A 26,417-nucleotide genomic window follows, 5' to 3' on the forward strand; every position below is an offset into this window, starting at 1 on the left:
AAACAAAATGGATAAAATCAAAAAAATTAAGAAAAATTCCCTACCTACTTTAAGTATGATGGTAATTTTTGCAATGACATTTGGATTTTTTGGTTCAAATATGGCAGGTGCTTTACAAAGTTCACAAATGGGACGTATCTTTCAAACAATTGGAGCGGACCCCACTAAGTTAGGATATTTTTTTATATTTCCACCTCTCGCAGGAATGATAGTTTAACCATTAATCGGAAAATATTCAGACAGTACTTGGACTCGTTTTGGTAGAAGGATGCCATATCTTCTAGTAGCTGGCCCTTTAACTGCTCTTATGCTTGTATTATTTCCAAACGTAGGTTCATTAGGATTAGGGTACGGATCCATTTGGTCTTTGATATTGGGTGCAATTGCAATCCTTTTATTAGACGTTTTTTCAAATGCTGTACAACAACCATATAAAATGGTCATCAGTGATATGGTAAATGAAGATCAAAAGGATACTGCCTGGTCATATAATCAAGCTTTCGCTAATATTGGGGGATTACTTGCTCCATTCCTTCCGTTCCTACTAACCTTTATTGGAATATCTAATATTGCACCTAAGGGGGACGTACCTCAATCAGTTAAAATTTCATTCTACATTGGTGCGGCAGCTTTATTATTTACATCTTTGTTTACCGTATTCTCCGTAAAAGAATATAATCCAGATCTTTATGCTAAATACCACAATATTGATAAAAATGCATATAAAGAAAAAGTAAGCTTCTTTTATTTACTCAAAAAAGCACCACGTAATTTTTGGACTATTTCACTTGTACAATTCTTTACATGGTTTGCAACACAATATTTATGGACTTATGGCACAGGTGCTTTAGCAAAGAATATCTGGAATGCTACTGACCCAACTTCTGCTGGGTATCAAGCTGCTGGTAATTGGTTTGGAGTATTATCTTCCATACAAGCTTTAGCTGGAATTGCTTTCGCGTTTCTTATTTTATCACGTACTAAACCCTATCAAAGAAAGTTTATGTATCGTGTAGGTTTAGTTCTTGGCGGACTAGCATTTATTATGTTGTTCTTCACACATAATAAATTATTATCATTAATTCCATTCATTCTTTTAGGAATAACATTTGTCATCACTAATTCGGTAACATTTTCATTACTTACTGAATCACTAAATGGAAAACACGAGGGAGCATATCTAGGATTATTTAATTGTAGCATTTGCTTACCACAAATTATTGCTTCTATCGTCAGTTTTGGATTGTTTCCAATCCTCAAAGATTCAATGCCAGCAATGATACTTGTAGCTGGAATTGCAATGTTATTAGGAACTGTTAGTGTAAGTGCTATTAAGACATCATTTACTAAAGAGAATTCAAAATAATATGTTTATACATGAGTGACTTCCAACATTAAATTAATATTGGAAGTCATTTTTATATAAAAATAGACACATCTAGGTATGGCTTGATGTGCCTATTTTACTTCACTATTTTATTAAATAAACTTTTGATTCATAAGGACGTAATTTTTTATTTAAATTATCCTTGTAATTCCCAATTAATTCCTCAGCCTCATCAGGCAACTTATAGTCACGTTCTACCTCGTGATCCGTGAAATTACTGATAACCAACAAAGTTTCGCCTTGATAATGACGCTTGTAGGCAAAGACTTCCTCATCATCTGGGTCTAGCAGTTCGAAGTCACCTTCGATGACGATTGAATTATTCTTACGCATTTCAATTAACTTCTGGTAGTAAGCAAAGACGGAGTTGGGATCATTGACTTCATCCTTGGCGTTAATTTCCTTATAGTTCTTGTTTAACGCAAACCACGGTGTACCAGTGGTAAAACCAGCATTCTTGGAATCATCCCACTGCATTGGCGTTCTCGCATTATCCCGTGACATATGAGCCAAGTAACTCATCATCTTGGTTGGGGAAACGAGCTTCTCTTTCTTCACAAATTGGTCGTAGGCGTTAATCGTTTCAATGTCTTCGTACTGGGTCAGATCTTCCTTGTGAGCGTTGGTCATCCCGAGCTCTTCACCCTCAAAGATGTATGGCGTTCCTTGCATCATGTGCAAAGTCGTTCCTAACATCTTGGCCGCGAGTTCACGGTACTCTGGCTTGTCAGTCGCAAACCGACTAACCGCACGTGGTTGGTCGTGATTACTCCAGTACAGACTGTTCCAGCCCTTGCCATGCAATTTGGTCTGCCAGTTGTTAAAGACACGTTTCAAATCGGTCAACTTAATGGGTTGATCGTTCCATTTTCCTAGTCTTTGGTCTGGATTAGGCGACAATTCCACGTGCTCAAACTGAAAGACCATGTTGAGTTCATGCGCGTCAAAACCGGTATATTCCAGCGCTTGTTCCGGCTTGGTTCCTGACATCTCACCAACGGTCATGATGTCATACTTTGACAAGACGTCCTGATTCAATTCCTTGAGAAATTCGTTCAGTCGAGGGCCATTCAAGACGCCCGCACCCGGAACGGAATATTTCGCATTTTCAGGTTTTGGCATGTCAGGCAATCCCTTTGGTTTAGAAATCAGGTTGATGGCGTCCATCCGAAAGCCATCAACCCCCTTATCCAACCAGAACTTCATCAGGCTCTTAACTTCTTCTCGGACCTTCGGATTCTCCCAGTTCAGATCGGGTTGTCCGTCCGCAAAGAGATGAAGGTAGTACTGACCCGTCTGTTCATCGTACTTCCACGTGGAACCATTAAAGAAGGAACCCCAGTCGTTTGGCGCGTGACCGTCCACCGGATCACGCCAGTAGTAGTAATCACGGTATGGATTGTCCTTGGACTTTCGGCTCTCTTGAAACCACTTGTGCTGATCGGACGTGTGATTGACCACCAGATCCATCACAATCTTAATTCCGAGTTCATGAGCTCGGTCTAACAGTTTTTGAAATGATTCCATGTCACCATACTTGGGATTAATCTGGCGATAATCCGAAATGTCGTAGCCGTTGTCCTCTTCAGGTGAGGCATAGATCGGATTGAGCCAGATCACGTTCGCACCCAACTTCTTGATGTATGGCAACCGTTCTCTGATCCCGTCTAGGTCACCGACTCCATCACCGTTACTGTCCTGAAAACTTTGTGGGTAAACTTGATATACAACTGCGTTTTTCCACCATTGATTCTTTTTCATAATTTACACCTCTCAACTAAACTTCTTATAAAAATAGGCCCATCAAGGTATGGTTTGATGAGCCCATTTTTTATTTACTTAAATAAACTTTTGCTTCATAAGGACGCAACTTACCTTCAATATCATCATTATAATTCCCAATTAATTCTTTTGCATCAACAGGAACATCATAATCACGACTTAATTCTTGATCGGTAAAGTTACTCTCAACGAATAGCGTTTGACCATTATAGTGACGTTTGTAGGCAAAGACCTGATCATCGTCAGGATCAAGCAGTTCGAAACCTCCCTCGATGATGATTGGATTATCTTTTCGTAACTTAATTAGACTCTGATAATAGGTAAATACTGAATGAGGATCATTCACTTCACTAGCGGCATTAATTTCATGGTAATTCTTATTAACCGCAAACCAAGGTGTCCCTGTGGTAAATCCAGCATTTCTCGAATCATCCCACTGCATTGGAGTTCTTGCATTATCTCTTGAGATATTAGCTAAATAACTCATCATCTTAGTAGGAGATACCAACTTCTCTTTGTTCACAAATTGATCATAGGCGTTAAGTGACTCGATATCCTCGTACTGACTCAGATCCTCTTTGTGAGCGTTGGTCATCCCAAGTTCTTCACCCTCAAAAATGTAGGGTGTCCCCTGCATCATATGAAGTGTCGTTCCTAGCATTTTAGCCGCTAATTCACGATATTGGGGATCATCAGTCGCAAAACGACTAACGACTCGTGGTTGGTCATGGTTACTCCAGTAAAGAGAGTTCCACCCCTTACCATTCAATTTTGTTTCCCAATTATTGAACACTTGTTTAAGTTCAGTTAATTTCACTGGTTGATCATTCCACTTATCCATTCGTTTGTCAGGATTAGGAGATAACCCAACGTGATCAAACTGGAAGACCATGTTTAATTCGTGAGAATCAAACCCAGTGTATTCAAGCGCTTCGTCAGGGGTTGATGAAGGCATTTCCCCTACTGTCATGACGTCATAATGTGAAAGAACATCTTTATTTAATTCTTTTAAGTACTGGTTCAGATGAGGACCATTTAGAACGTCTTTACCTGGTTCAGCGTACAAAGCATTCTTAAGTTTAGGTGCATCGGGCAATCCTTCTGGCTTAGAAATCATGTTGATAACGTCCATCCGGAATCCGTCAACACCCTTATCAAGCCAGAAACGCATGATGTTTTTGACTTCCTCCCGAACTTTCGGATTATCCCAGTTCAAGTCAGCTTGCTCGTCAGCAAAGAAATGCAGGTAATACTGACCAGTAGCAGGATCATATTTCCAAGCAGATCCGGTAAAGAACGAGCCCCAATCATTTGGTGCATGACCATCAACTGGGTCACGCCAGAAATAATAATCTCGATACGGATTGTCTTTAGACTTCTTACTTTCTTTGAACCATTCACTGTCAGTCGACGTATGGTTTACCACTAGGTCCATCACGATTTTAATGTCTAAATCATGGGCCGTATCTAGTAATTTATTAAATGATTCCATATTGCCATACTTGGGATTGATTTTACGATAATCGGCAATATCGTAGCCATTATCAACCTCGGGTGAGACATAGATTGGATTAAGCCAAATGACATTGGCACCTAACTTTTTAATGTATGGAAGTCGTTCTCTAATTCCGTCTAGATCGCCAACTCCATCGCCATTACTATCCTGAAAACTTTGTGGATAGACTTGATATACAACTGAATTTTTCCACCATCTGTTATTTTTCATGATTAACTCCTAAATTAAAAACTATTTTTGCGTTTCAATTGGTTTTACGTGAATGACACTAACGGCCAACACGCCAAGCAACATCATAATTCCTGCTACCAAAATCATTCCGGGCATTGATTTCCCAATCAGTGGGAAAATGGCAAAGCTTACTAATGAAACAATGATTTGTGGCATACAGATACTAATATTAAAGAGCCCAAGATATGCACCTTCATCAGCACCGTTTAATGATTCAGTAACGATGGATAAAGATTCAGACTGCATAGCCAGAAAGGCAATTCCGATTAGAACAAAGGCAACTACTGAAAGAGCTTGTGAATGAATAAATGCTAGCCAAATAAATCCAACTCCACCGGCGAACAATCCAATTCGATACCACATTTTACGTGAATTGGGTTTTGTCCGTGACAAAATTAAGAATCCAAAAATGGCAGCCGCTAAAGCTTCAACTCCTGACAAAATACCAAACCAGTTCCCGGCTGCTTGATACCCAGCAGATGCTGGATCAGTAGCATTCCAGATATTTTTCGCAATTGAACCAGTTCCATAGGTCCATAAGTATTGAAAGGCAAACCAGCTAAAGAATTGAACAAATGATACTTCCCAGAACGGACGAGGAGCATTTTTTAACAATTTAAACAAGCTGCTTTTAGTCTTTTGAGTATTTACATCAATTCCATGATACTTCGCATAAAGCGTTGGACTATACTCGTGAACTGACAAAATGGTATACAAAGATGTAATTAACAGCACTGCCGCAGCGGTATAAAATGCAATCTTTACAGATAACGGAACGACCCCCTTAGGAGCAACGTTTGAAATGCCAATTGCCGTTAATACAAATGGAAGTAAGGTGGCAAAGACACCACCAAGGTTTGAGAATGATTGTTGCCATGACCAAGCTAAATCTTTTTGATCTTCATTAACCATGTCACCAACAATCATCTTAAACGGCTGCATACATGCATTCGATGACACATCCATTAAAGCAATCGTAATGGCACCAAACATCAAAGCTGCAAATGATCCATAACCAAAACCAAATGAACCAGCATTTGGCAATAATACAAGTACAATGGCAGCTACTGGAGCTCCAACTAAGAGATAAGGCATCCTTCTTCCAAAACGATTCCAGGTAACATCTGAATATTTACCAATCAAAGGCTGCACAATCATACCAGCTAATGGTGGGAGCAAGAAAAAGAAACCCAACTTAGTTGGATCCGCACCAATTGTCTGAAAGATACGTCCCATTTGTGAACTTTGAAGTGAAAACGCCATATTTACACCAAAAAATCCAAAGGTCATCGCAAAAATTGTATACAAGCTTAATCTAGGAAGCGTGTTCTTCTTAGGTTTAGTTTTAGATTGAGATTCATCCATAACTATCCTCCTGTTTAATTAATTTATTACTTTTTAACAAATTCTTTGTGATCACAATTTCAGTATAATATGATAATTTCCAAAGTAAAGCGCTTACATTTATAATAATAATTTCACAATGAAGCTCATACATTAACAATTATTTTTCAGAATAAAAGCTCTTGCTTTCCCATTTGAAAACGCTTACTCTTGATATAGAACTAACATCAGATAAAGTGATTTTTAAGGAGATGTTTGTGGTGACCAAAAAAGTAATTTCAACCAACAAGATCATTAGTGATTTAACCAGTAAATTTAAAAATTTATACCAACAAAAACCAACCAAGGCGTACTTCGCCCCGGGTCGAATCAACCTGATCGGTGAACACACCGACTACAACGGCGGCTACGTCTTTCCGTGTGCGATCAGCCTTGGAACCTACGCCTTAGTGACACCAAGAACTGACAATCAGGTCAAGATCTACTCGACAAATTTCTCAGACACTGGCATCAATACGTTTCAATTAAACGACCTGAACATCAACCGTGACGACGGCTGGATCAATTATCCCAAGGGCATGTTCAAGGCCTTTGCCGATAAGGGACACCAGTTGGACCACGGTTTTAACATCCTAATCTACGGTAACCTACCGGACGGATCCGGTTTATCGTCCTCGGCTTCCATCGAAATGTTATTCGGCAAGATTTTAAACGACCAGTTCGGTGACGTTTTCTCCGGACCCGAACTGGCTAAACTCGGCCAACACGTGGAGAACACCGACATCGGGGTCAACTCGGGCATCATGGATCAGTACGCCGTTGAGATGGGACAGAAGAACACGGCGATATTGCTGGACACGAACACGATGAAGAGTGACCTGGTTCCGATCAAACTCGGCAACTACAAGATTGTTATCATGAACACCAACAAGAAACGGGGCTTAAAGGATTCCAAGTACAACGAGCGTCGTAAAGAATGTGAAGAAGCCCTGGCCTTTGTCAATAAGGTCGCCGACTTCTCCTCGTTTGGCGCCATGAGCAATGACGAATTTGACGAGTACACATACACCATTAACAACGCCACCCTTTTGAAACGCGCTCGACACGCGGTCTCCGAAAATCAACGCACCTTGCGTGCTGTTAAAGCTTTACGGAACAACGCCGTGGATGAATTTGGGCGCCTGATGAACGCGTCTCACATTTCACTGGAATACGACTACGAGGTCACGGGGCCGAACCTAGACACGTTGGTTCACGAAGCCTGGAAAAACGGTGCGATCGGAGCTCGGATGACCGGTGCGGGCTTCGGTGGTTGTGCCATTGCCATCGTTCCCGCTGACCAGATTGACCGCTTTACCAAAAACGTTGGCGACACGTACAACTACCGCTTCGGCTACGACGCTGATTTCTACATCGCTAACATCGCCGACGGACCACGAGAAATTCAGATTTAGGATCGGTGAACATTATGAAGAATTTAGTGGAACACTACGCCGATCAGGTGATTAGCACCAATCAGACGTACCAACCAATGGACCGGACTTATTTAATCAATTATCTGTATCACTTGGTGGGCGAAGGAAACGTTGAAGGCAAAGCCGAATCCGATGCGCTTCTGGAAACGGTCAGTCAGTTAATCAACGTGGCCATTCAGAACCATCAGATTGACGACACACTGAAAAACCGCGAACTCTTAGAGGCGGAGCTGACAAATCTGTATACGCCCCTACCCAGCAATGTCAACGAGCGATTCTGGAATCTTTATCATAATTCACCAGAACAGGCGACGGACTACTTTTATCAACTAAGTCAACAAAATAACTACATTAAGACCGAAAGAATCAAGAAAAACTTGCACTGGGACACCGCCACCAAGTTTGGCAACCTTGAGATCACGATTAACCTGTCAAAACCTGAGAAGGATCCCAGGGACATTGCGAAGGCTGGTCAGAACACCCACTTTGGTTATCCAGAGTGTAATTTGTGTGCACAGACCGAGGGTTACTACGGCAATGCGCAGGTCCCCGTGCGGGTCAACCATCGCATTATTGATCTGTTGATCGGCGGCAAATCGTGGGGCTTTCAGTATTCGCCCTATGCCTACTTTGACCAGCACTGCATCTTCTTAGACGACGTTCACGAACCAATGAAAATTAGTGCGCAGACGTTTTCGAATTTAATTGAAATTGTCCAAATGTTTCCTACTTACTTTGTCGGTAGTAACGCGGATCTCCCAATTGTCGGTGGTTCCATTCTGAGCCACGAACATTATCAAGGAGGATACCACACGTTTCCGATGATGAAAGCTAAAGCACGATTTGCATTCGCCGTAAACGGCTATCCAGACGTAAAAGCCGAAGTCTTAAATTGGCCGATGTCAACGATTCGCCTGATTGGTACGGAAACCCATGAACTGATTGACCTAGCGACACACATCCTAAACGAGTGGCGAAAATACTCGGATCCATCCGTTGCTGTCCGCGCTGAGAGCGACGGAACTCCTCATCACACGGTCACTCCGATTGTCCGAATGAACGACCAGGGTCAGTTTGAAATCTACGTGGTTCTGCGTGATAACCAGACGTCTGCGAAATATCCCGATGGGATCTTTCATCCCCACGCCGAGTATCAACACATTAAGAAGGAAAACATCGGCCTGATCGAAGTTATGGGTCGCGCTATTTTACCCGCCCGACTGAAGTCCGAATTGGCTGAAGTCAAAAAAGACCTCTTGGGCCAGCCCAACGACATCGCGGACTACCACGTTCCCTGGGCGAAGCAGCTTAAACAAAATTACAATCTCAATCCCGACAACGTCCAAGACGTGATCGACAAAGAAGTCGGGATCACCTTTATGCACGTCTTGGAAAACGCTGGGGTCTTCAAGCTTGACGACAAGGGAACCGCGGCGTTTCACAAATTCATTAATACACTTTAGGAGGTAGTTATTATGAATTGGCTAGCGATATTGATTGGTTTAGGACCGATGATCGGTTGGGGACTCTTTCCCACGATTTCATCGAAGATTGGTGGAAAACCCGCCAACCAGATTTTGGGTGCGACGCTTGGAACCTTGATCTTTGCGGTCGTCCTCTTCTTTATTGAAGGATTGGCACTGCCAGGCTGGATTAGTACCACCTTTGGCGTCATTTCTGGTCTCGGCTGGGGCTTTGGTCAAATCATGCAGTTCAAAGGATTCAAATTAGTCGGATCATCACGGGTCATGCCCATTACCACGGCTCTCCAACTGATCCTGACGTCTCTGTGGGGAGTATTTGTCCTCGGAGACTGGACCGGCATCATTGGAAAAGTTCTGGGATTTGCCGCATTAATCATCGTGATTTTAGGCGCTACTTTGACCGCCTGGGTTCAAAATCCAGAATCAACCAATAAGGGTGCTTTAAAGAAGGCCACGATCTTCCAGATTATCGGTGCCTTTGGATACTTAATTTACTCGGCCGCTCCCCAGGTTGTCATCATGCCATCAATGAAGGCCTTACTGCCGGGAATGCAGCCAATGGACGGAAATCATGCTTTTCTTCCCCAAGCCGTCGGAATGGTGCTCTGTGCCGTGATCTATGGTTTGTGGAATCTAAAGGACGAAAACGTCTTTGTGCAATCCGTTTCATATAAGAATATCTTAGCCGGATTGTCACAAGGCTTCGGGATGTTAATGTACTTAATCTCGGCTCAACCGGACATGAACGGACTGGCAACTGCCAACGTGCTTGGTCAGTTAGCCGTCCTGGTCTCAACTCTGACGGGAATTTACTTCTTGCACCAGCGAAAGACACCCAAGGAAATGACCCTGACCTATCTTGGATTGGTGCTCATTGTCTTTGCTTCCGCCGTTACGGCATTTATTTAATTAATCTGACATGTTATGATATAAGTAACGAGTATCCCTGCGTTAGTGGGAATGGCACCATCTGTCAATGTCTCCACATTAGCGAGACCTATAGTACCAAAAAGGCTGAAACCGATTGGGGTTTCAGCCTTTTTATGTGTTTTTATGTAAAAAAGTCCACCGGGAACAAACCGATGGGCTTTTGATCATCAATCCTACTAAAAACCGATGATCCCATGAATTATTTACATCTATTATCGTATCTATCACGATTAGTACTTTATCACATTTAATCATCCGATTAATAGATATATTATTTGAACATTTAAACAGACATGACAATTAAAAAGTAATTTACCAACAACTCAATCCCATCAACCCTATCAATTGATAAGCACATTGCACAATCTTCATTTATTATTATACAACATAATTGTCTGAAATGAACCATTATTTTAAATGATTTATTCTACCATTTTCCAATTGCTTCTTCGAATGTTCCCTTTTACTCTTAAATCTCGTTCTTAGACCTGCCCGTCGTCACCATTTCATGAAAATTATCATAACTAACGGTAATCATATCCGTTAAAGCGGGTTCTGTAAACGAACCAACGTGGGGCGTAACAATTGCGTTCGGATACTTCTTCATTAAACCAACGACTTCCTGATTCTTGATGTCATTGACACTCTTGAACTCATGACCAAAAATGTTGGATTCGTCAATCAAAACGTCAGCACCGTATCCACCTAATTTACCGGCAGCAAGTGCATCATCAACAGCCTTTAAATCAACTACTTGACCACGAGCAGTGTTAACCAAAATAGCATCGTCTTTCATCAAATTAATTTGGTCGGTACTAATTAAGTTATCGGTTTTACCTTTAATGTAGGGAACGTGTAGCGAAACGATATCAGAACGTTTCAATAATTCATTAATTGGAACATATTCGTCAATTTCGGAAGCGTCAACCTTGTGACCGTCATTGGCAAGCACGGTTGCGCCCATCCCAATGTACAAGCTGGCTTCTGCCCGACCAATCCGACCAGCACCAATGATGCCAACGGTACTGGAATGAATTTCACGGCTGAAGTAGGAATCGTTCACGATAAAATCGCCGTCATGAGTGGCGTTGATCTCAGAAGCCACTTTTCGAAACAAACTCATCCCGAGTGTCATCGCCAGTTCGGCCACGGCGTATGGCGAATATCCGGGAACGCGAGCAACCTTAATACCAAGTTCCTTAGCAACCTTCAAATCAATGTGATCGTATCCAACCGTGCGCGTGAAGACGTACTTAATGCCCCAATCAGCAAATTTTTGTAAATTCTCACGGTCAGCCAGACAATTTCCCCGAACTAACACACCATCCGATCCTTTAGAATCAATGGCGTTCTCGTGATCTAACATTTCGGAAACTAGGTTCAACTCGTAATCGTATTTATTTAAATCTTTGAAGTAGCTAACTTCGACGGGACGCACCCCGTACGCAGTAATTTTAAACATTTTAGACCTCTTTATTTGATAATTCCGGAGTTATTGATGACTTCCAGTAAGGCAATCCAGATTGGCATCATGATTACTGACAGGATTGTTGATAGGAAGGACGCATTAGAAGCTAGGATTGGATCTCGATTGAAACTGATTGCGTAAGCCGAAGCCACCGTGGCGGTTGGCGTTGCCATCATGATCACGATCGTAGCGATTGCCACGTAGCTCATTGGCATGATTCCAATCATTGAAAGAGCTGACAAAGCGATCAGGTTGAACAACGGAACGATGATCACCTTGTTCCAACTGTAGTACCAAGAAAGCTTGTTGGAAGCGGCCTGCTTGAACGAAATGGAACCAAGAGTCACACCGATTGATAGCCAAGCCAACGGCGAGGAAAGTTGAGCCAAGTAGTTCAAGGGTTTCCAGAGCCACAAGGCGGTCTGGTCAATCCGGTAGAAAGCCACACTGCTAGTGCCCTTGCCAGGGAGACCATTTAACATCGTTTGGACTGTTACATGTGGAACATAATTTTGTCCCAACCACAGGAAAAGTCCTAGGAAGGTGGCGATCACAACCGGATTGAGGAACATTTTCTTGATGTTCTTCATTTCCATTTTCAAACCTGACATTCTAATGTAGGCGTATGAATAAAGGAAAACCCGGTAACCAATGTTGAAAATAGAACTGTACATGATTCCTTTGGGTCCAAAAACCGCACCGACAATCGGAATTCCAAAGAAGGTCGTGGAACCGAAGGTAGTTAAAATTCCCATGACTTCTTTTTTATCCTTATCCTGTCTGGGATAAAGTAGTGGCGCAACGAAAATCAAAATGATGTAGATGATGAAGCCCCACAGCAGGACATTCATCCCCTCTTTTAGGGTGTCATTGTTGATTGGCTGCATGAATGAGTTCAGCGCCAGGGCTGGAATTGCGACGGTCAAGACGACCTTTGATAACATCTTCCCGAATTTATCGGTAAAAATGTTCTTCTTACGTAAAAAGAAACCCAGTAAAATAATAAAAATCGTTGAGGTGATCGAACTAATGATTCCCGCATTAGTGACGGTCTTCTCAATTGCTTGCATAACGTTCATGAACGTTAACCTCCAAGTAGAATATTATCGTACGCACAGTAAAGTACGTAAAAATGAATTTTTTCACGATAATAATCTTACCATAGGGAATAAATTGGAGACAAGGCGGATTTTAGAAATAAAAAAAGCCCCACCAAGGGCTTCCTTCAACTATTTCATTTCCGCTTTCTTATCCTTTTTCTCCATTCTCATCTTTTCCTTATGAGTCTTCTTCTGCTTCATCTGAAGATGTGAAGTGATCTCTCGATGGTGCAGCATATCCAACTGGTTGTTTGATGAGCAGTAGAACGCGATGAAGAAAATTAATGTCGCAATTAATGCGTACACACCTCTTCTAAAGTATTTCAGAAAAACGGTCTGATCCCAACTGTAGTGCTTTCCCAAAGCTACGACGAAGTAGCGAACCAGGTAGTAAATAAATAGGATAAATGCGATCACGAAACCCGCAACCGACAAAATGTTTCTGGTGGCAACGGCAAAAGTTACGACAGCAACCAAAATACATAAGATGAACACGAAGTATTTCCAGCTCTTGATATAACTCTTATCGTCGGCACGATCCCGATTCGTCCAATACAAATAACCCGCAATGATTAAGGCAATTACGGTAATAATCAATAAAATTGGTTTAAACATCTAATTCCTCCTTATAAATTTATAGTTTGTCACCTAAGACACAATTTAAACTATGAATCAGCATCCCAATCACCATCATATACATTGATACCATGCTGAAGCCCATGGCCAATACGACAAAGGTTACGATCCAGAATGCGACTAAAAACCAGTTAACGATCTTTTTAAAACTCATTACGTCATCTCCAATATACACTTGTGATTACATTCATTTTACCATTAAACGCCCACAAGCCGGGAAATTTGCTCAATTTTTTGCGCGTTTTTTAATTTATGTTACATAATACTAAATCTAATTAAGTTCCCAATGCATACCAACCAGAAAATTCTGCTTGACTAACCACTTTCTTTAGCATATTTTTATATCATTATTAAAGGAGTGATTAATATGCCCAAAAGTCGAGTGGAAGCATGTGATGACGCGGTCATCGCCATTATTATGACCATCATGATCCTCGAAATTAAGGTCCCAGAAACCGCCAGTTTTAGTGGAATTATCGAACAATTACCCTACTTTGCGGCTTTCGTTATCAGTGCCCTCATGATCAGTACGGGATGGTACAATCTGATGAACATCTTCAAGTCAATCAAGGTTGTCTCCAAGCCGGCTTTCTGGAGTAATATTCTCTTTCTTTTGTGCATGTCACCAGCACCGATGGCAACGGCGTGGGTCGCCCGCTTTCCATTCAGTCGGCACACCGAATACTTCTATTTCTTCGTTTTCATCGTGTGGTACCTGTCTTACTACCTATTGGATTATCTCTTAGTCAAAGGTAATCAACGGGAGTTCTCAAACGACAAAATTAAACAGCACCAACGAATTAATCGTTTTCACTTAGCAATTGAAGTGAGTTGCGCCCTGATCAGTTTGGTAATTATCTATTTCTTCCCACTCTGGGGATTATCTTCTCAATTCTGACGGCCCTTTCGTGGATTTTGTACAGCTGTTTTAAGTGATAACTGGATGTGAAAGCCTAATCCTTGCCCCGCTTCGCTTTAAAGACTAGGTTTAATTTAAAGGAGACTTTCACATGTCAAAAGCAAGAATGGAGGCGTTCGACGACGCCGTCATGGCCATCATCATGACGGTCATGGTTTTAGAGATCAAGGCGCCCGATTCACCCCATATTTCGGGGATGATCGACCAAATTCCATATTTTCTGGGATATTTCATCAGTGCAACCCTTATCTGCATCTGTTGGTACAACATCACGTCCATTTCCAAGGCCATTCATCGGGTTTCAGAGATTGGCTTTGCGGCCAACATCTTCTTTTTACTCTGTATGTCGATCCTGCCCGTTGCGACGGCTTGGGTTAGTCATTATCCGTACAGTCGGACCACCGAATATTTCTACTTCATCACGTACATCATCTGGACGTTCTCATTTTTTCTCCTTGACTACGTCATGGTTCGCACTAACAAGAAGTACTTTGAGAAAACCTATCTCAGAAAACACAAACGAATTAATCTGTCCCACATCTTCATCGAAGTTCCCCTCGGCATCGCCATCATGATCGTTATCTATTTTATTCCCATTTCCGGGATTATTTTCACAATCGTCCTGGCCGCGCTCTGGACGGTCTTCGATGAATTTCGCGCATAAATTAGACCATAAAAAAAGAGCTCCCAAGTGGGAACTCTTTTTAATTTATATATTAAAGTTGAACATCATATTTGTCGAAGAAGTCCTTAAGTGGTAACAAGCCTTCACCGCCGTATTCTGCGAAGAAATCAGGTAGTGTGTAAGTCTTGTTGTCATTCTTGTCCTTCAAGTAGTTTGGACTTACGGTTTCAACCACTTGTCCGTTTTCGATTTTAACAACCAAATCTTCAACTGGTAGGCCACGGTCTTGGTTGATCTTAGCGTCAATCAAGAATGGGTGACCAGCCTTGGTAACCTTAACGGCTTTGTCAAAGGCGGCAGGAAGTTCGGAAACGTTACGAACCGTGGTAGCGTCAACGCCCATTCCCTTAGCGATTAATTCAAAGCTTTGACCCTGAAGTTGAAGTCCGAAGATCTGCATTGGTAGATCATCTTGTTCACCTTTGATGAAACTCAGGTCTTCGTTGGAAGTAACCACGTTGATAACTGGTAGTTGATATTTCGTCAAAGTAACAAGGTCTTGGATGACCATTGAAAGGGCACCGTCACCGGCAATGTTGAACACTTGACGATCTGGGTAAGCCCGTTTGGCAGCGATTGCTCCAGGAAGTCCTGAACCCATCGTTGCGAACAATGCGGAGATGACCCACTTGTTAGTTGGTTGAATGTCCAAGTATCTGAAACTGTTGATAATGTTGTCACCAACATCGATTGAGAAGACGGCATCCTTGTCAGCAACCCGGTTGATTTATTTGTAGATTGGTGCAACTGGCATGGTTGAGTTAGCGTTCGTGATGGTGTCCTTCAAGTGTTTACCAAAGTCCTTAAATTCGTCCATGAAGTTTCCGTTACTCTTGTCTTGCTCGTCACTGCCAACGTTCAACATCTTGTTGATGTACTCTTTCCAGTTAGCTTCGTCGGCTACGGCAGCCTTGAAGAATGGACTTGGAGCAACCTGTTCGCTTTGATCGAGGGCTTTGTCGATAAATGAACCAGAGTCAGACCAGATTGGAAGGTCAACTTCGTGGTGTCGGCCAAGTTGGATTCGTGAATTATCAACTTGAATGTAGGCAAATGGATGACTTGCGTACACTGACTTAGCGAATGGGAAGTCACCACCGATGGCGATTACAAGGTCAGCGGTACTTAAGATTTCGTCAGCGGCCTTTGATGCGGCACGGTTAGCAGTTCCTAAGTTACCTTCGTAGCTAGCGTCAACGTAGCCTAATGCTAATCCATCCATGATAATTGGAATTTGAAGTTTCTTTGAAAGTTCGATTAATTTGTCGCCGTTACCCTTGATCCCACGGCCAACGTGGAGAACTGGGCGTTTAGCATTCTTAATCATCTTGAGAGCTTCACTGACTTCGTCGTCAGATGCGACTGGTTCTGGAGCTGGCTTGTCGTAAGTCTTTGAAGCAGAACTGTATGGAACATCTGGGATTTCGTCAAAGCCAAAGTCATTTGGAATGACAACCACGGCGACACCCTTATTTTGGTATGCTTCGTGAATAGCACGGTCAACAACGTGTGGCAAACTTTCAGGAGTCATGACGATTCGGTCGTAGACGGAAACGTCTGAGAATATTGGGGTCTCTGGAAATTCTTGGAAGTAGTTATAGTTCATGTTGTCATGACCAACTTGTCCAACTATGGCAAGAACTGGAGCGTGGTCTTCTTTGGCGTCATACAAACCATTGAGTAAGTTGACGGCACCAGGACCAGCTGATCCAAAGGCCACGCCAATCTTACCAGTTAACTTTGCGTGAGCAGCTGCGGCTAAGGCGCCCACTTGTTCATGTCGAATTTGTACGTAATTAATATTGTCTTTTTCTTGGTCAAGTGCAGCAAGCGTTGAGTTAATGGAACCACCAGGGTAACCAAAAACATCCTTAACGCCATATGATTCAATGACTTTAAGCATTGCTACTGCTGCAGGGATTTTCTTTACATCTGTCATAATATTTTCCTCCCAAAAGTATATGTGTTCCTTTTGTTGTCCCTAATATACTCCGATATGAAAACGGTTGCAATAAAATGGCTTGATTAATTAATTAAATATTTCTAACGCTTGTTTCGCATTAATACTAATGAAGTTAATTCCCAAGATGGCGGCAACTTGCGCACGTTATTAGTAATCTTTTTACACCACTTATGTAATAATATTAACAAGGAGGTGAAAATCATGAACTTTTACGGATTATTAGAAACTGGTGACGGTCGTTTAATTAACGTTGATAACGTTAACTCAATCCACCCGCACGAATCAGAGGGAAAGATTATTTCATACGAAGTAACTTTCAACAACAATACTACTGAAGAAATTGACGTTGATGCGTTTGAAGCATTGAGAAAGATTGCTTTGAACAATGGTGATAAGTAGGATTGGCAATACTTAGTAAAAAGCAGGTCAACTGGAAGGTTGGCCTGTTTTTGTATAAATATTTAATTACATAACAATCATGCTAGCAAAAAAGAATTTAATAATTACTATCATCATTTTCCTTTTTACTTTCTACATCGCCTTCATGATTAACTGAGTATCCAGTAAGAGTTTTGGTTTCTCCATCCTTTGTTTCTACAATTTTAATTTTATTTGGAGTATCAAGTAGCTGTAAGTACCATTTAGTTACACCCTTTGGATAATCATCCTTATATACTTTTAATTTATCTCCAAATCTTTTGTAATGAACTGGCGCTTCTTCTCCATAATCAAATACATCGCCTAATTCCATTTCATTTTTATCAAGATTATAGTCATCATCTTCAAATGTAACAATCTCATCTTTATCTTGCCCCGATGAAGTTCTGTCGACAAATTGATCTTTAGAAACTTCCTTTGCAATTTTTGCATAATCATTAGTTGAGTTATCACCAGATGTGCTTGTACTATTTCCACACCCTGAAATAAAAATTATTCCAAATGCTAACAATGATATTAATAATACTCTGTGAATTAATCTACGCTTAATTATAATTCCCTCCAAGAAAAATTTTTAATTATCTAGTCGTTGAATAGTCTCGTGGAGGCATATCGTCAAGTGGTTTATAACTTCCACCATCTAAAGTGCCAAACTCTTCGTGAATTTTGACATTATTTCCATCTGTAGTAAAGGTTAAATGATCTTCACCCTTTGCACCAGCATAGCCAGATACAGTAGTGGTGTTCCCATTATTACTTGTAACTTTAGCATCTTGAGGCCATTCTCCATCTACCTTGTTAACTAATTGTTCAGCTTCTGATAAAGTTATAGGAGCGTTATTAGTATCTTTAGTACTGGAATCAGATGAACTTTTGTTATTTGAAGCGGTTTCATTAGCATTATTAGAAGTACCTTCATCAGGTTTTGATGATTCTTGCTTGCTTTCTGAGCTATCTTTTTTAGAGTTCTTTTTATCTTTTTTTACTACAACTTCTTTTCTAATTTCTTTAGGTTTCGCGTTATGACTACTCATAGTACCAATAATATAAGCTGCTCCCATAAAAATTATTATCACTAAAATAATAATTATTACCCATAATCCCCATCTACCCTTGCTTTTTTTCATACCTAAATACTCCTTAATTAATTTATATATTAATTATATTACTGTGTTAATCAATGCACAATCTAAATTTATGACTCGCACCAAGCAAAATATCATATCATAGTAAATTTAAAATCAAAATAAGTTTCACGTGAAACAAAAAATCCTCCAAACACTTGGAGGATTTTTTTCGTATCTACATATGATACCTAACTATTTCTCAGGAATTTCCCACTCATGATCCTGATTGTGTTGCTTCATATAGTTCATGAACTGCTTGGAGTTGTAGGCTTTCTTAACGTCCTGCGCCCACTTCGTGTGTTCGTTCTTCTTATTCACAACGGCCAGCAGCATGTACTCACTCTGTGGATTCTCACGCAGCAGCATTGAACTAGCGGGAATCTTGGCACCGTAAGTATCGGAACCAGGAATAATGGCGTAGTCTACACTGTTTCTGGAACGTGGTTCGTTGGCCGAATCCATTTCATCAAATTTCAGGTCATACTTGTTATCAACGATGTCATTCTTAGTGGCTTTGATTGGATCAACACCCTTCTTCAACTTAATCCAGCCCGCTTTTTCCATTACTAAGAAGGCTCGCGACATGTTAGATGGATCGTTAGGAATAGCAACCGTGTCACCCTTCTTGACGTCCTTTAGACTGTGCTTCTTAGCGGGATAAATACCAGTTGGGATCGTTGGAACCTTGGTCAAGGAAACCAAATCACCATGATTTTCCTTGTTAAAGTTGTTCATGTAAGCTCCGTGTTGCTCAACGTTGAGGTCAACTTGACCTTGATTTAATGCCATGTCAGCATTTAGTAAAACTGAAAACGACTTATTTTTAACCTTGTAACCGTCTTTCTCAAGAATGGGCTTGATACCCTTCATGAACAAGTCACTGTAGGGACCAGGTGAACTGGCCAAAACAATTGTCTTCTTATTTGACTGCGGTTGATGCGCCTTCTGGTACGGTCGGTACACAAACGTGTATCCAAACAAAACCACGATAATTGCGACTAATGCGGTAATCCAATATCTCTTCTTCATCTTACTGTTCTCCCTCTTTTAAATAATCCTGCAACCTCAAAGCTGAGTGATAAAACCATTTAACACCCGTCATCAAACCGTCGTCATCGACCACCAAATTAGAATGATGGAGGCCAACGTTTGCGCCACTACCAACTTCCGCAAAGACGCTCGGCAGTTTATCAGTATAAAACGCGAAGTCTTCACCACCCGGGGTCGGTGGAACGTTGACCAGTTTGGCGTAGTGGTGGGCATCATCTGCGAGCACTTTGGCAAGTTCGTCGTTATTTTTAAGCACCCGGGGACCCTCGATCCATTCAATGTTAACGTCCAATCCGTAGGTAGCTGCCTGACCTTGAACGATTTGATAAAATTTTTCTTTTCCCATCTTGGCGTCAGCATCCGAAAACGTTCGTAACGTTCCCTCAAACCAAGCTTCATCCGGAATGGCATTCCAAGTGGAGCCACTTTCGATGTGGGTGACCGACAAGACACTGGGCTGAATCGGATCGATGTTACGACTGACAATCGTCTGAAGTGACGTAATCGTGCTCGCTAGTCCAACAATCGGATCAACATCTTGATTGGGATGGGCCGCGTGACCGCCAACACCTTTTAAGGTCACCTTGAACTGATCAACCGCTGCATCCTGAACGCCGCCACTCACACTGATTTCACCAGCGGCTAACGTCGGTTCATTATGAAAACCGATGATCGCAGCAACATCGTTCAAAACTCCAGACTCAATCACTTCACGGGCGCCTGCATTCGTCTCCTCGGCCGGCTGAAACACCAAACGAATTTTACTGGTTAATTTACTCTGATTATCCGCTAGTAGGACCGCCGCTCCCATTAGGGACGCCATGTGAAAATCATGACCACAAGCATGCATCACCCCCGAATTCTCAGACGCAAAGTTCAAGTCGGTTTGTTCGTCAATGGGTAAAGCGTCAATGTCGGATCTTAAAGCGATGACATTGGACGCCTCGTTGGGACCGATTTCCGCAATTACACCAGTTTTCAGACTTGCCGGAGTAATAATTTTATATCCCAATTGCTCTAAGAAATTTGTGATGAATTTGGTAGTCTTAAACTCTTGATCGGACAGTTCAGGATGTTGATGCAGATAGTGCCGAATTTCTTTTAATTGACTAAGTAAGGTGGGACTTTCAATCTTACTAATGCTTTTACTCTTCATATGACGATCTCCTGTCGAAATACCATGAAATAGGTAATAAAAAAGACCAGTCGGACTAACGATAAAGTTAGCCTAACTGATCCACTTTCACTACGTTATAGAGTAGCTTAGTATATTCGATTGAGTTGGAATCCACCACTCTCAGTTAGACTAACAAAATTCGTTGTATCTAACCGAGTACAAAAATTACTACACTTAGATACAGGCGTTTGATCAACACCCGTATCTAAAACTACGAACGCCGACCTACATGTAACAAGTACAGCAACAGCAAGTATTTTGATAGTTCGTAGTAATCATTGTCATTTGGTTTCATCCCTTTCATATTTTGTCATTATTTAACCACAGAAATAGTGGGTTGTAAAGAATAAGGTTCACAATTAAAAAGAAAAATTACATTCCCATGTTCTTCTTTTAAGATCAATATAAAATTCATAAAACATTACTTATCATCATTATTACTTTTAAAATCATCATTTGAACTTAATGAATCAACTTTATCAAAAGCATTCCCAATCACACTTAGAACACTTATTCCTCCAAATATAGAACCTATAATCGGATGATTATTCATAATCAATAAAAATGAAAGTATCATCAAAATCACAATAATGATAAAAGAGCCAACTAAGTCAATATAAGCTAAACGCCCTCTCCTGCGTTGTCTTTTATTTTCCATGTATCGTCGATGATTAGATTCTTCAATTCCATTATCAATAATCTTTTTGGCAGCACCTTTATATAAATGCTCATATCCTTCAAGTATTTTAGGATGTGGAATAGGACCTTCATACATTTCTAAAGAAGCCATCATTTCTTTTTTCTCTTCTTCAGGTAAAGACTTAACATCATCAACTAGCTGTTGATCTTTGTTCCTAATATCTTTGGGATCATTTGGTAACTGATCGGTCATACTTTAAAATTCCCCTTCTCATGTCGTCTCCAACTTTTTTCCAGTCGTCAGAAATTGATTTTGATTCGGGAGAATTATTATATCTAATCTTACTTCTTTTAATAAATGGTGCCAATAAATTAAGTGAAGCACTTCTAAGGGTTTTAGCAGCTTTTGAAGTTAACTTAAAATATTTATACATAATTATTACCTCCTTTATGTACTTACGCATAAAGAATCCTTTAATACTATTTTATCATTATTCATAAATAAAAATATAATTTCATAAGTTAATAAAAGCCTTTCACATATGTGAAGGGCTTTTTACGTATTTATACCTTGTTTGTTTTCTTCATCTTCCGATGCTTCAAATACAACATCACAGCGATGGTTACTGGGATGGTCAGAACCACTCCAATCGCCGAAATCAACGTCATGATTAACTCAGACGCAAATATTTTGTCATTCATCACCATTCCAATACTGTAGTGCAGGCGGGCGAACCAGATAAATAGTCCGACCAACTCACCATAGAAACTGAAGAACAGCGTGTTAAAGGCGGTACCGACAATTTCCTTCCCAATCGAAACTCCGATATAACTGAAATCCTTGTCGGAAATCTGCGTGTTGTGGTCCTGAATTTCAACCAGACCAGTTGCCATGGCAACGGAAGCTTCCGCAACCGCCCCCAGGCAACTCAAAATCGTCATGGCACACGAAATGTCGAGGAATTTCACGCCAATTTGCAGCGACATACCTTCCAAGTCCTCGGTATTCTCAGGACCAAAGCCTTGCACCTGTGCCCAGTGTTCCACCGGAATGATTAATGCAATCACAATGGCAACCACGATTAACGACGTCACGAAGGCCACGTCGGCGTTTCGTCCTTGTTCATTGCCGAAGTAAATCGTAATGACCAGGATGATGACGGCGTTAATTAGCGTGACAAGGAGGTATGGGATTCCAAATGAAATCAGGACGACGGACATGAAGACCAGTCCAAAGTTACATAACAAGCCAATAAAGGCCACAAATCCCTTAGATCCCCCTGCCAGCAGCATTGCCAGAAACAGGATAATCAGTAGGACGGTCATCGTACTCATTTGACCACCTTCATTTCACAAAGCGCACTCGCAATCAGGCTGGTAATGGGAACCGTCAGCGTGATACCGATCGCGCTAATCAAACTTTGAATAATTCCAAGTGACATGATCATTGAAAACGAGTAACCCCAACTGTTTCCATTTCTTAAGAACAGCACCATCATTGGGAAGGTTCCAGCAACGAAGATCAGGAACAAGACGTTAATCAAAGGTCCCATAATCGAGCGCCCGATATTTTGCCCATTCTTTAAGAGTTTAAAGAACGACAGACTATGATCTTCTTCATAGACCGCAAACAGACTGGACGTGATGTCTGCGGACAAATCCATGATGGCCCCAAGTGACCCAATCATACAACCGACGAAGTAGATCGGCAGGCGTTGCTGGGTCACGTAGTCCATCATCTCGAAATTCATACCCCGTTCGTGCGTCACCGAGAGGACGATAAACGCGATCAGAATCGCGACCGCCGTTCCCAGGATCGTCGACGAGATCGTGACGACCGTTTCCTTCGACGCTCCAAAGATCAGCACGGCGGTGACAATCGTGAAAATCACCGACAAAATGGCAAATAATATGAACGGGTTAAAGCTCGTTCCCACGTCAATTGAAACCGCCAAAAAGAACAGGATGGCGTTGATGACAATACTCAAGAGCGCCATCGATCCACTGAATTTCAGGATCACCAGTAGCAGCATCACCGTCAGCCAAATCAAGAAGACAACCGCGGTATCACGCTTAAAACCATTAATCAAAATCGACGACCGCTTCAGATTCTTATTGGCAACGTGAATGAAAATCTGTTGACCAGGATGGTACTTCATGTCGGTCGCTCCAGAACCAGAGAACTGGTTATTGGCCGTGATGGTTTTCCCCTTATACTGACCGTTTAAGACCTTCAAGGTCAGGGTCTGGTTCTCTTGATAATCATGATTTTGAAATTCATCACTTTGTGAGGTACGGCCATAATTATGCACGTTTACAACCCGGGCCACCGTTTGTTTGTACATGGGAGCGTCAAAATGGGTGAACGTCACAACGATCAAACCCGAGATTAACACTAAGACGATGGCGAGCCAACGAATCTTAAATTTTGGATGGATTCGTTTCAAATTCTCATCCCCTAATTAGTTAAGAACAGTGTATCATATCAAAATTAAGTTTCACTAAACATGCGTTTTTCTCAATGAATACAAAAAACACTTCTGAACCTAATCAGAAGTGTCGTTAATTTTATTTAATGATTACCAGACGAACAGGCCAACGATTCCAGCCGATAGGAGTGATACCAAGATTCCAGAAAGAATTAAGTATCCCACGTTTCGAGAAATCACATCGTTCTTTTCGCGGCTTACCAAGCCTTTCAGACATCCAATTACCATTCCAACGGTACTGAAGTTGGCAAAGGAAGTAAGGAAGACACATAGTTGAGCTTGGTAGTGAGCTGGGAAGAAGTGCAAGTTGTTGATGTGAGGTGCAATGGCACCCATGACAACGAATTCGTTGGTTACTAACTTGGTTCCCATGTATTGAGCGAATTGGAAAGCGTGGTTAACGTCCATCCCCATGAGCCATGCAAATGGGAACATAACGATTCCAAGTAAATGTTGAAGTGAAAGCCAAGGATTGATGAGTCCTAGTAGCTTACTGATTAAGTTGGCAAGGGCCACGAAGGCAATAACGTTAGCGGCGATGATTAGTACCAATTTACCGGCACCAAGGATTGAATCACCCAAAAATGAGAAGAATGGTTCTTTTTTCGGTTTTTCTGGCTTATCAGCCACCGTCTCCTCGGCTACTTGTTCAGAAGGCTGCTCGTTCATCGTAGCGATCGTGTCTTCTTCAGGAGTAACGCGAACCGGGTTTAAAAGTGAAGTAACGATGATCGCATTCAGAATGTTCAGTGGAATGGCGGTCAAGACGTACTGACCCGGAATCATCTGGGTATATGAACCAACGATGGCAGCGGTGATACAAGACATCGACATCATGGCAATCGTCAGGAGCCGGTCCGCTGACAGGTGCTTCAGTTGCAGACTTGAAACGGCTAAGGCTTCCGTGTTTCCAAGGAACATCATTTCAACGGCGTAAAATGATTCGAACTTTGGTTGTCCCGTAATCTTTGATAGTGCGATTCCAATCCATTTAATGATAAATGGTAAGATTCCAAAGTATGTAAGGATATCAAACAATGGAACAATCATCAGAATTGGAAGCAAGGCGGACGTCACGAAGTTCATCTGCTTAACGTGGACCCAGTTTGGTAAGGCAAAAGCGATCCCAGTGTAAGCTACCTGGACAATCCAGTTAAATCCTTCTGCGGCACCCTTTACGGCGTCTCGACCCCAACTGAATCGAGTAAGGAGAAACGCGATGACCAAGTTAAGAACTAAAACAACGATAACCGAGCGCCAATTGACGTGTTTGTGATCCTTGGAAAACAAAAAGGCAATTCCGAGGAAGACTGCCACCCCAATGATGTTAATGATTAGATAATAATTCATCGAACTTTCTCCTCCATTTTTGTATACAATGTTCGGATCTCGTTAAATAACAAAATCTAAACAACCTGTTTTTTATAATAATAGTATTAAATGTTAACTATTTCAACCTCATTTCCAGAAATGGTTCATCCATAAGTAAACTTTTTCGTAAAAAAAGACTAATTATCGATTAAATTCGACAACTAGTCTTATTGGTTTATTTCTTTTCACGTCGCTTATCAATCCGCTCGTCGTACCAGGTAAATCCCAGTAAGAGCACAATCATAATCAGGTTAACCCCTGACTGGATCATCGGACTTGGAACAAACCCGTACATTAAAATGGTAATCAAAAACAGTACCAGGTACTTTGCCGAACGTAGGTACTCCTGAGTGTAAACGTAACGCGCAAACTGCATGATGGAGAGGATGGCAATGATTAAAAACGAACCATCCCGTAACACGTGCTTTGACACATCTAATTTCATTGCCTAACACCCTAAACCTGATCAGTAGGACGAATTACAATCTCGTTGACCGAGGCATCCTTTGGCATGTCAATGGCATACAAGATTGATTGGGCAATTCGATCGGGACTCAGTGGTGTCAGATCGGAAGATTCAAACTTCTTCTTGATGTCCGGATCAGTGATGTGATTAGGGAGTTCAGTAGCCACCGCACCGGGTGAAATCATGGTAACCCGAATGCCCGACTTAGCCTGAGCCTCTTCTTCTCGAAGGGAATCACTAATCATCTTAACGGCCGCCTTGGTTGCGCTGTAGACACCACTGTTAATTCCAGAAGTGTGAGCGGCAACCGAAGCCGTATTGATGTACTGACCGTCACCTTGAGCTCGCATCGTATCAAGTGATGCATTAATTCCATACAAAACACCTTTGATGTTAACGTCGATCATTTGGTTCCAGCCTTTGACATCACCGTTGATTAGTGGTGATTGAGGCATGACACCCGCATTATTCATCCAAACATCGATGCGACCAAATTGGTCAACGGCCATTGATGCTAGGTTTCTGACTTCATCAAGTTTGGTAACGTCAGTCTTTTGAATGGCAACCACGCCACCAGCGGCCTCGATGTCCTCTTGAATGGCACGCAAGCGATCCTCACGCCGAGCGCCAAGTACAACCTTGGCGCCGTTATTTGCCAACATTTTAGCGGTGGCTTCACCAATTCCACTGGAAGCTCCCGTGATTACTACTACTTTATTTTTAACAGCCATTTTAACTCT

The 26,417-nt window shown here is 41.6% G+C and carries 24 protein-coding genes and 2 pseudogenes; 7 read left to right on the forward strand and 19 right to left on the reverse strand.

Annotated features, from left to right (window positions below; translation table 11 throughout):
- Positions 1–7: 7 nt before the first annotated feature.
- Positions 8–1,366: pseudogene (locus AC6UD2_RS02060) on the forward strand (SLC45 family MFS transporter).
- Positions 1,367–1,471: 105 nt separating this feature from the next.
- Here AC6UD2_RS02060 and AC6UD2_RS02065 read toward each other — a convergent pair.
- The 3 genes from AC6UD2_RS02065 to AC6UD2_RS02075 form a co-directional block, all read right to left on the reverse strand.
- Positions 1,472–3,148 carry a glycoside hydrolase family 13 protein gene (locus AC6UD2_RS02065; protein ID WP_500697878.1) on the reverse strand — a complete coding sequence of 559 codons (1,677 nt, stop codon included), beginning with the start codon at positions 3,146–3,148 and terminating at the stop codon, positions 1,472–1,474.
- 70 nt (positions 3,149–3,218) lie between these two features.
- The gene (locus AC6UD2_RS02070) at positions 3,219–4,895 is read right to left on the reverse strand and encodes a glycoside hydrolase family 13 protein (protein ID WP_500697879.1); all 1,677 of its coding nucleotides are present in this window, start codon (positions 4,893–4,895) and stop codon (positions 3,219–3,221) included.
- 21 nt (positions 4,896–4,916) lie between these two features.
- Entirely contained in the window at positions 4,917–6,281 is a 1,365-nt protein-coding gene (locus tag AC6UD2_RS02075) for an SLC45 family MFS transporter (RefSeq protein WP_500697880.1), read from the reverse strand.
- Positions 6,282–6,511: 230 nt separating this feature from the next.
- Here AC6UD2_RS02075 and AC6UD2_RS02080 point away from each other — a divergent pair, with 230 nt between their 5' ends.
- Genes AC6UD2_RS02080 through rbsU form a run of 3 tightly spaced genes read left to right on the forward strand, consistent with a single transcriptional unit; the run spans position 6,512 to position 10,128 of the window.
- Positions 6,512–7,714 carry a galactokinase gene (locus AC6UD2_RS02080; RefSeq protein ID WP_500697932.1) on the forward strand — a complete coding sequence of 401 codons (1,203 nt, stop codon included), beginning with the start codon at positions 6,512–6,514 and terminating at the stop codon, positions 7,712–7,714.
- A gap of 14 nt (positions 7,715–7,728) precedes the next feature.
- Positions 7,729–9,198: a UDP-glucose--hexose-1-phosphate uridylyltransferase gene (gene galT / locus AC6UD2_RS02085; RefSeq protein ID WP_500697881.1), complete on the forward strand. Its 1,470-nt coding sequence runs from the start codon at positions 7,729–7,731 to the stop codon at positions 9,196–9,198.
- Between the two features lie 12 nt (positions 9,199–9,210).
- The gene (rbsU, locus tag AC6UD2_RS02090; RefSeq protein ID WP_039143493.1) at positions 9,211–10,128 is read left to right on the forward strand and encodes a ribose/proton symporter RbsU; all 918 of its coding nucleotides are present in this window, start codon (positions 9,211–9,213) and stop codon (positions 10,126–10,128) included.
- Between the two features lie 490 nt (positions 10,129–10,618).
- On the opposite strand, the gene AC6UD2_RS02095 is transcribed toward rbsU, so the two are convergent.
- From AC6UD2_RS02095 to AC6UD2_RS02110, 4 genes are all read right to left on the reverse strand, one after another.
- Complete coding sequence (locus tag AC6UD2_RS02095) at positions 10,619–11,611, reverse strand: NAD(P)-dependent oxidoreductase (RefSeq protein ID WP_500697882.1); 993 nt, start codon at positions 11,609–11,611, stop codon at positions 10,619–10,621.
- An 11-nt stretch (positions 11,612–11,622) separates the two neighbouring features.
- On the reverse strand, positions 11,623–12,696 hold the full coding sequence (locus tag AC6UD2_RS02100) for an AEC family transporter (RefSeq protein WP_500697883.1): 1,074 nt from the start codon (positions 12,694–12,696) through the stop codon (positions 11,623–11,625).
- 150 nt (positions 12,697–12,846) lie between these two features.
- Complete coding sequence (locus tag AC6UD2_RS02105; protein WP_039143500.1) at positions 12,847–13,332, reverse strand: hypothetical protein; 486 nt, start codon at positions 13,330–13,332, stop codon at positions 12,847–12,849.
- A 19-nt stretch (positions 13,333–13,351) separates the two neighbouring features.
- Complete coding sequence (locus AC6UD2_RS02110) at positions 13,352–13,507, reverse strand: hypothetical protein (RefSeq protein WP_010022242.1); 156 nt, start codon at positions 13,505–13,507, stop codon at positions 13,352–13,354.
- Positions 13,508–13,720: 213 nt separating this feature from the next.
- Here AC6UD2_RS02110 and AC6UD2_RS02115 point away from each other — a divergent pair, with 213 nt between their 5' ends.
- Together AC6UD2_RS02115 and AC6UD2_RS02120 are read left to right on the forward strand one after the other, a co-directional pair.
- Positions 13,721–14,251 carry a TMEM175 family protein gene (locus tag AC6UD2_RS02115; RefSeq protein WP_500697884.1) on the forward strand — a complete coding sequence of 177 codons (531 nt, stop codon included), beginning with the start codon at positions 13,721–13,723 and terminating at the stop codon, positions 14,249–14,251.
- Positions 14,252–14,363: 112 nt separating this feature from the next.
- A complete protein-coding gene (locus AC6UD2_RS02120) occupies positions 14,364–14,936 on the forward strand; it encodes a TMEM175 family protein (RefSeq protein WP_500697885.1) in 573 nt (190 codons plus the stop codon).
- A gap of 52 nt (positions 14,937–14,988) precedes the next feature.
- Here AC6UD2_RS02120 and AC6UD2_RS02125 read toward each other — a convergent pair.
- A pseudogene (locus tag AC6UD2_RS02125) lies at positions 14,989–16,896 on the reverse strand (thiamine pyrophosphate-binding protein).
- Positions 16,897–17,121: 225 nt separating this feature from the next.
- Between AC6UD2_RS02125 and AC6UD2_RS02130 the strand changes: the two are divergent.
- The gene (locus tag AC6UD2_RS02130) at positions 17,122–17,319 is read left to right on the forward strand and encodes a hypothetical protein (RefSeq protein ID WP_500697886.1); all 198 of its coding nucleotides are present in this window, start codon (positions 17,122–17,124) and stop codon (positions 17,317–17,319) included.
- A gap of 97 nt (positions 17,320–17,416) precedes the next feature.
- On the opposite strand, the gene AC6UD2_RS02135 is transcribed toward AC6UD2_RS02130, so the two are convergent.
- The 11 genes from AC6UD2_RS02135 to AC6UD2_RS02185 all read right to left on the reverse strand — a co-directional run bounded on the left by AC6UD2_RS02135 (position 17,417) and on the right by AC6UD2_RS02185 (position 26,408).
- Complete coding sequence (locus tag AC6UD2_RS02135; RefSeq protein ID WP_500697887.1) at positions 17,417–17,869, reverse strand: hypothetical protein; 453 nt, start codon at positions 17,867–17,869, stop codon at positions 17,417–17,419.
- A 67-nt stretch (positions 17,870–17,936) separates the two neighbouring features.
- A complete protein-coding gene (locus AC6UD2_RS02140; protein WP_500697888.1) occupies positions 17,937–18,485 on the reverse strand; it encodes a hypothetical protein in 549 nt (182 codons plus the stop codon).
- Positions 18,486–18,677: 192 nt separating this feature from the next.
- Entirely contained in the window at positions 18,678–19,514 is an 837-nt protein-coding gene (locus AC6UD2_RS02145) for a MetQ/NlpA family ABC transporter substrate-binding protein (protein ID WP_500697889.1), read from the reverse strand.
- 1 nt (position 19,515) lies between these two features.
- The gene (locus AC6UD2_RS02150; RefSeq protein ID WP_500697890.1) at positions 19,516–20,691 is read right to left on the reverse strand and encodes an amidohydrolase; all 1,176 of its coding nucleotides are present in this window, start codon (positions 20,689–20,691) and stop codon (positions 19,516–19,518) included.
- Positions 20,692–21,133: 442 nt separating this feature from the next.
- The gene (locus AC6UD2_RS02155) at positions 21,134–21,604 is read right to left on the reverse strand and encodes a DUF2335 domain-containing protein (protein WP_082019945.1); all 471 of its coding nucleotides are present in this window, start codon (positions 21,602–21,604) and stop codon (positions 21,134–21,136) included.
- Positions 21,582–21,785 (reverse strand): hypothetical protein, encoded by a 204-nt coding sequence (locus AC6UD2_RS02160; protein ID WP_039143513.1) that lies wholly within the window; start codon positions 21,783–21,785, stop codon positions 21,582–21,584. Before AC6UD2_RS02160 ends, AC6UD2_RS02155 begins: the two co-directional genes overlap by 23 nt.
- A 130-nt stretch (positions 21,786–21,915) precedes the next feature.
- A complete protein-coding gene (locus tag AC6UD2_RS02165; RefSeq protein WP_500697891.1) occupies positions 21,916–22,686 on the reverse strand; it encodes a YibE/F family protein in 771 nt (256 codons plus the stop codon).
- Complete coding sequence (locus AC6UD2_RS02170; RefSeq protein WP_052236562.1) at positions 22,683–23,798, reverse strand: YibE/F family protein; 1,116 nt, start codon at positions 23,796–23,798, stop codon at positions 22,683–22,685. Before AC6UD2_RS02170 ends, AC6UD2_RS02165 begins: the two co-directional genes overlap by 4 nt.
- Before the next feature lie 132 nt (positions 23,799–23,930).
- Positions 23,931–25,190, reverse strand: a complete 1,260-nt coding sequence (locus AC6UD2_RS02175; protein ID WP_500697892.1) for a NupC/NupG family nucleoside CNT transporter — start codon at positions 25,188–25,190, stop codon at positions 23,931–23,933.
- Between the two features lie 196 nt (positions 25,191–25,386).
- Complete coding sequence (locus AC6UD2_RS02180; protein WP_500697893.1) at positions 25,387–25,656, reverse strand: hypothetical protein; 270 nt, start codon at positions 25,654–25,656, stop codon at positions 25,387–25,389.
- Between the two features lie 11 nt (positions 25,657–25,667).
- Entirely contained in the window at positions 25,668–26,408 is a 741-nt protein-coding gene (locus tag AC6UD2_RS02185) for an SDR family oxidoreductase (protein ID WP_500697894.1), read from the reverse strand.
- Positions 26,409–26,417: the final 9 nt, after the last annotated feature.

Source organism: Fructilactobacillus sp. X2R5C2 (assembly GCF_059901375.1).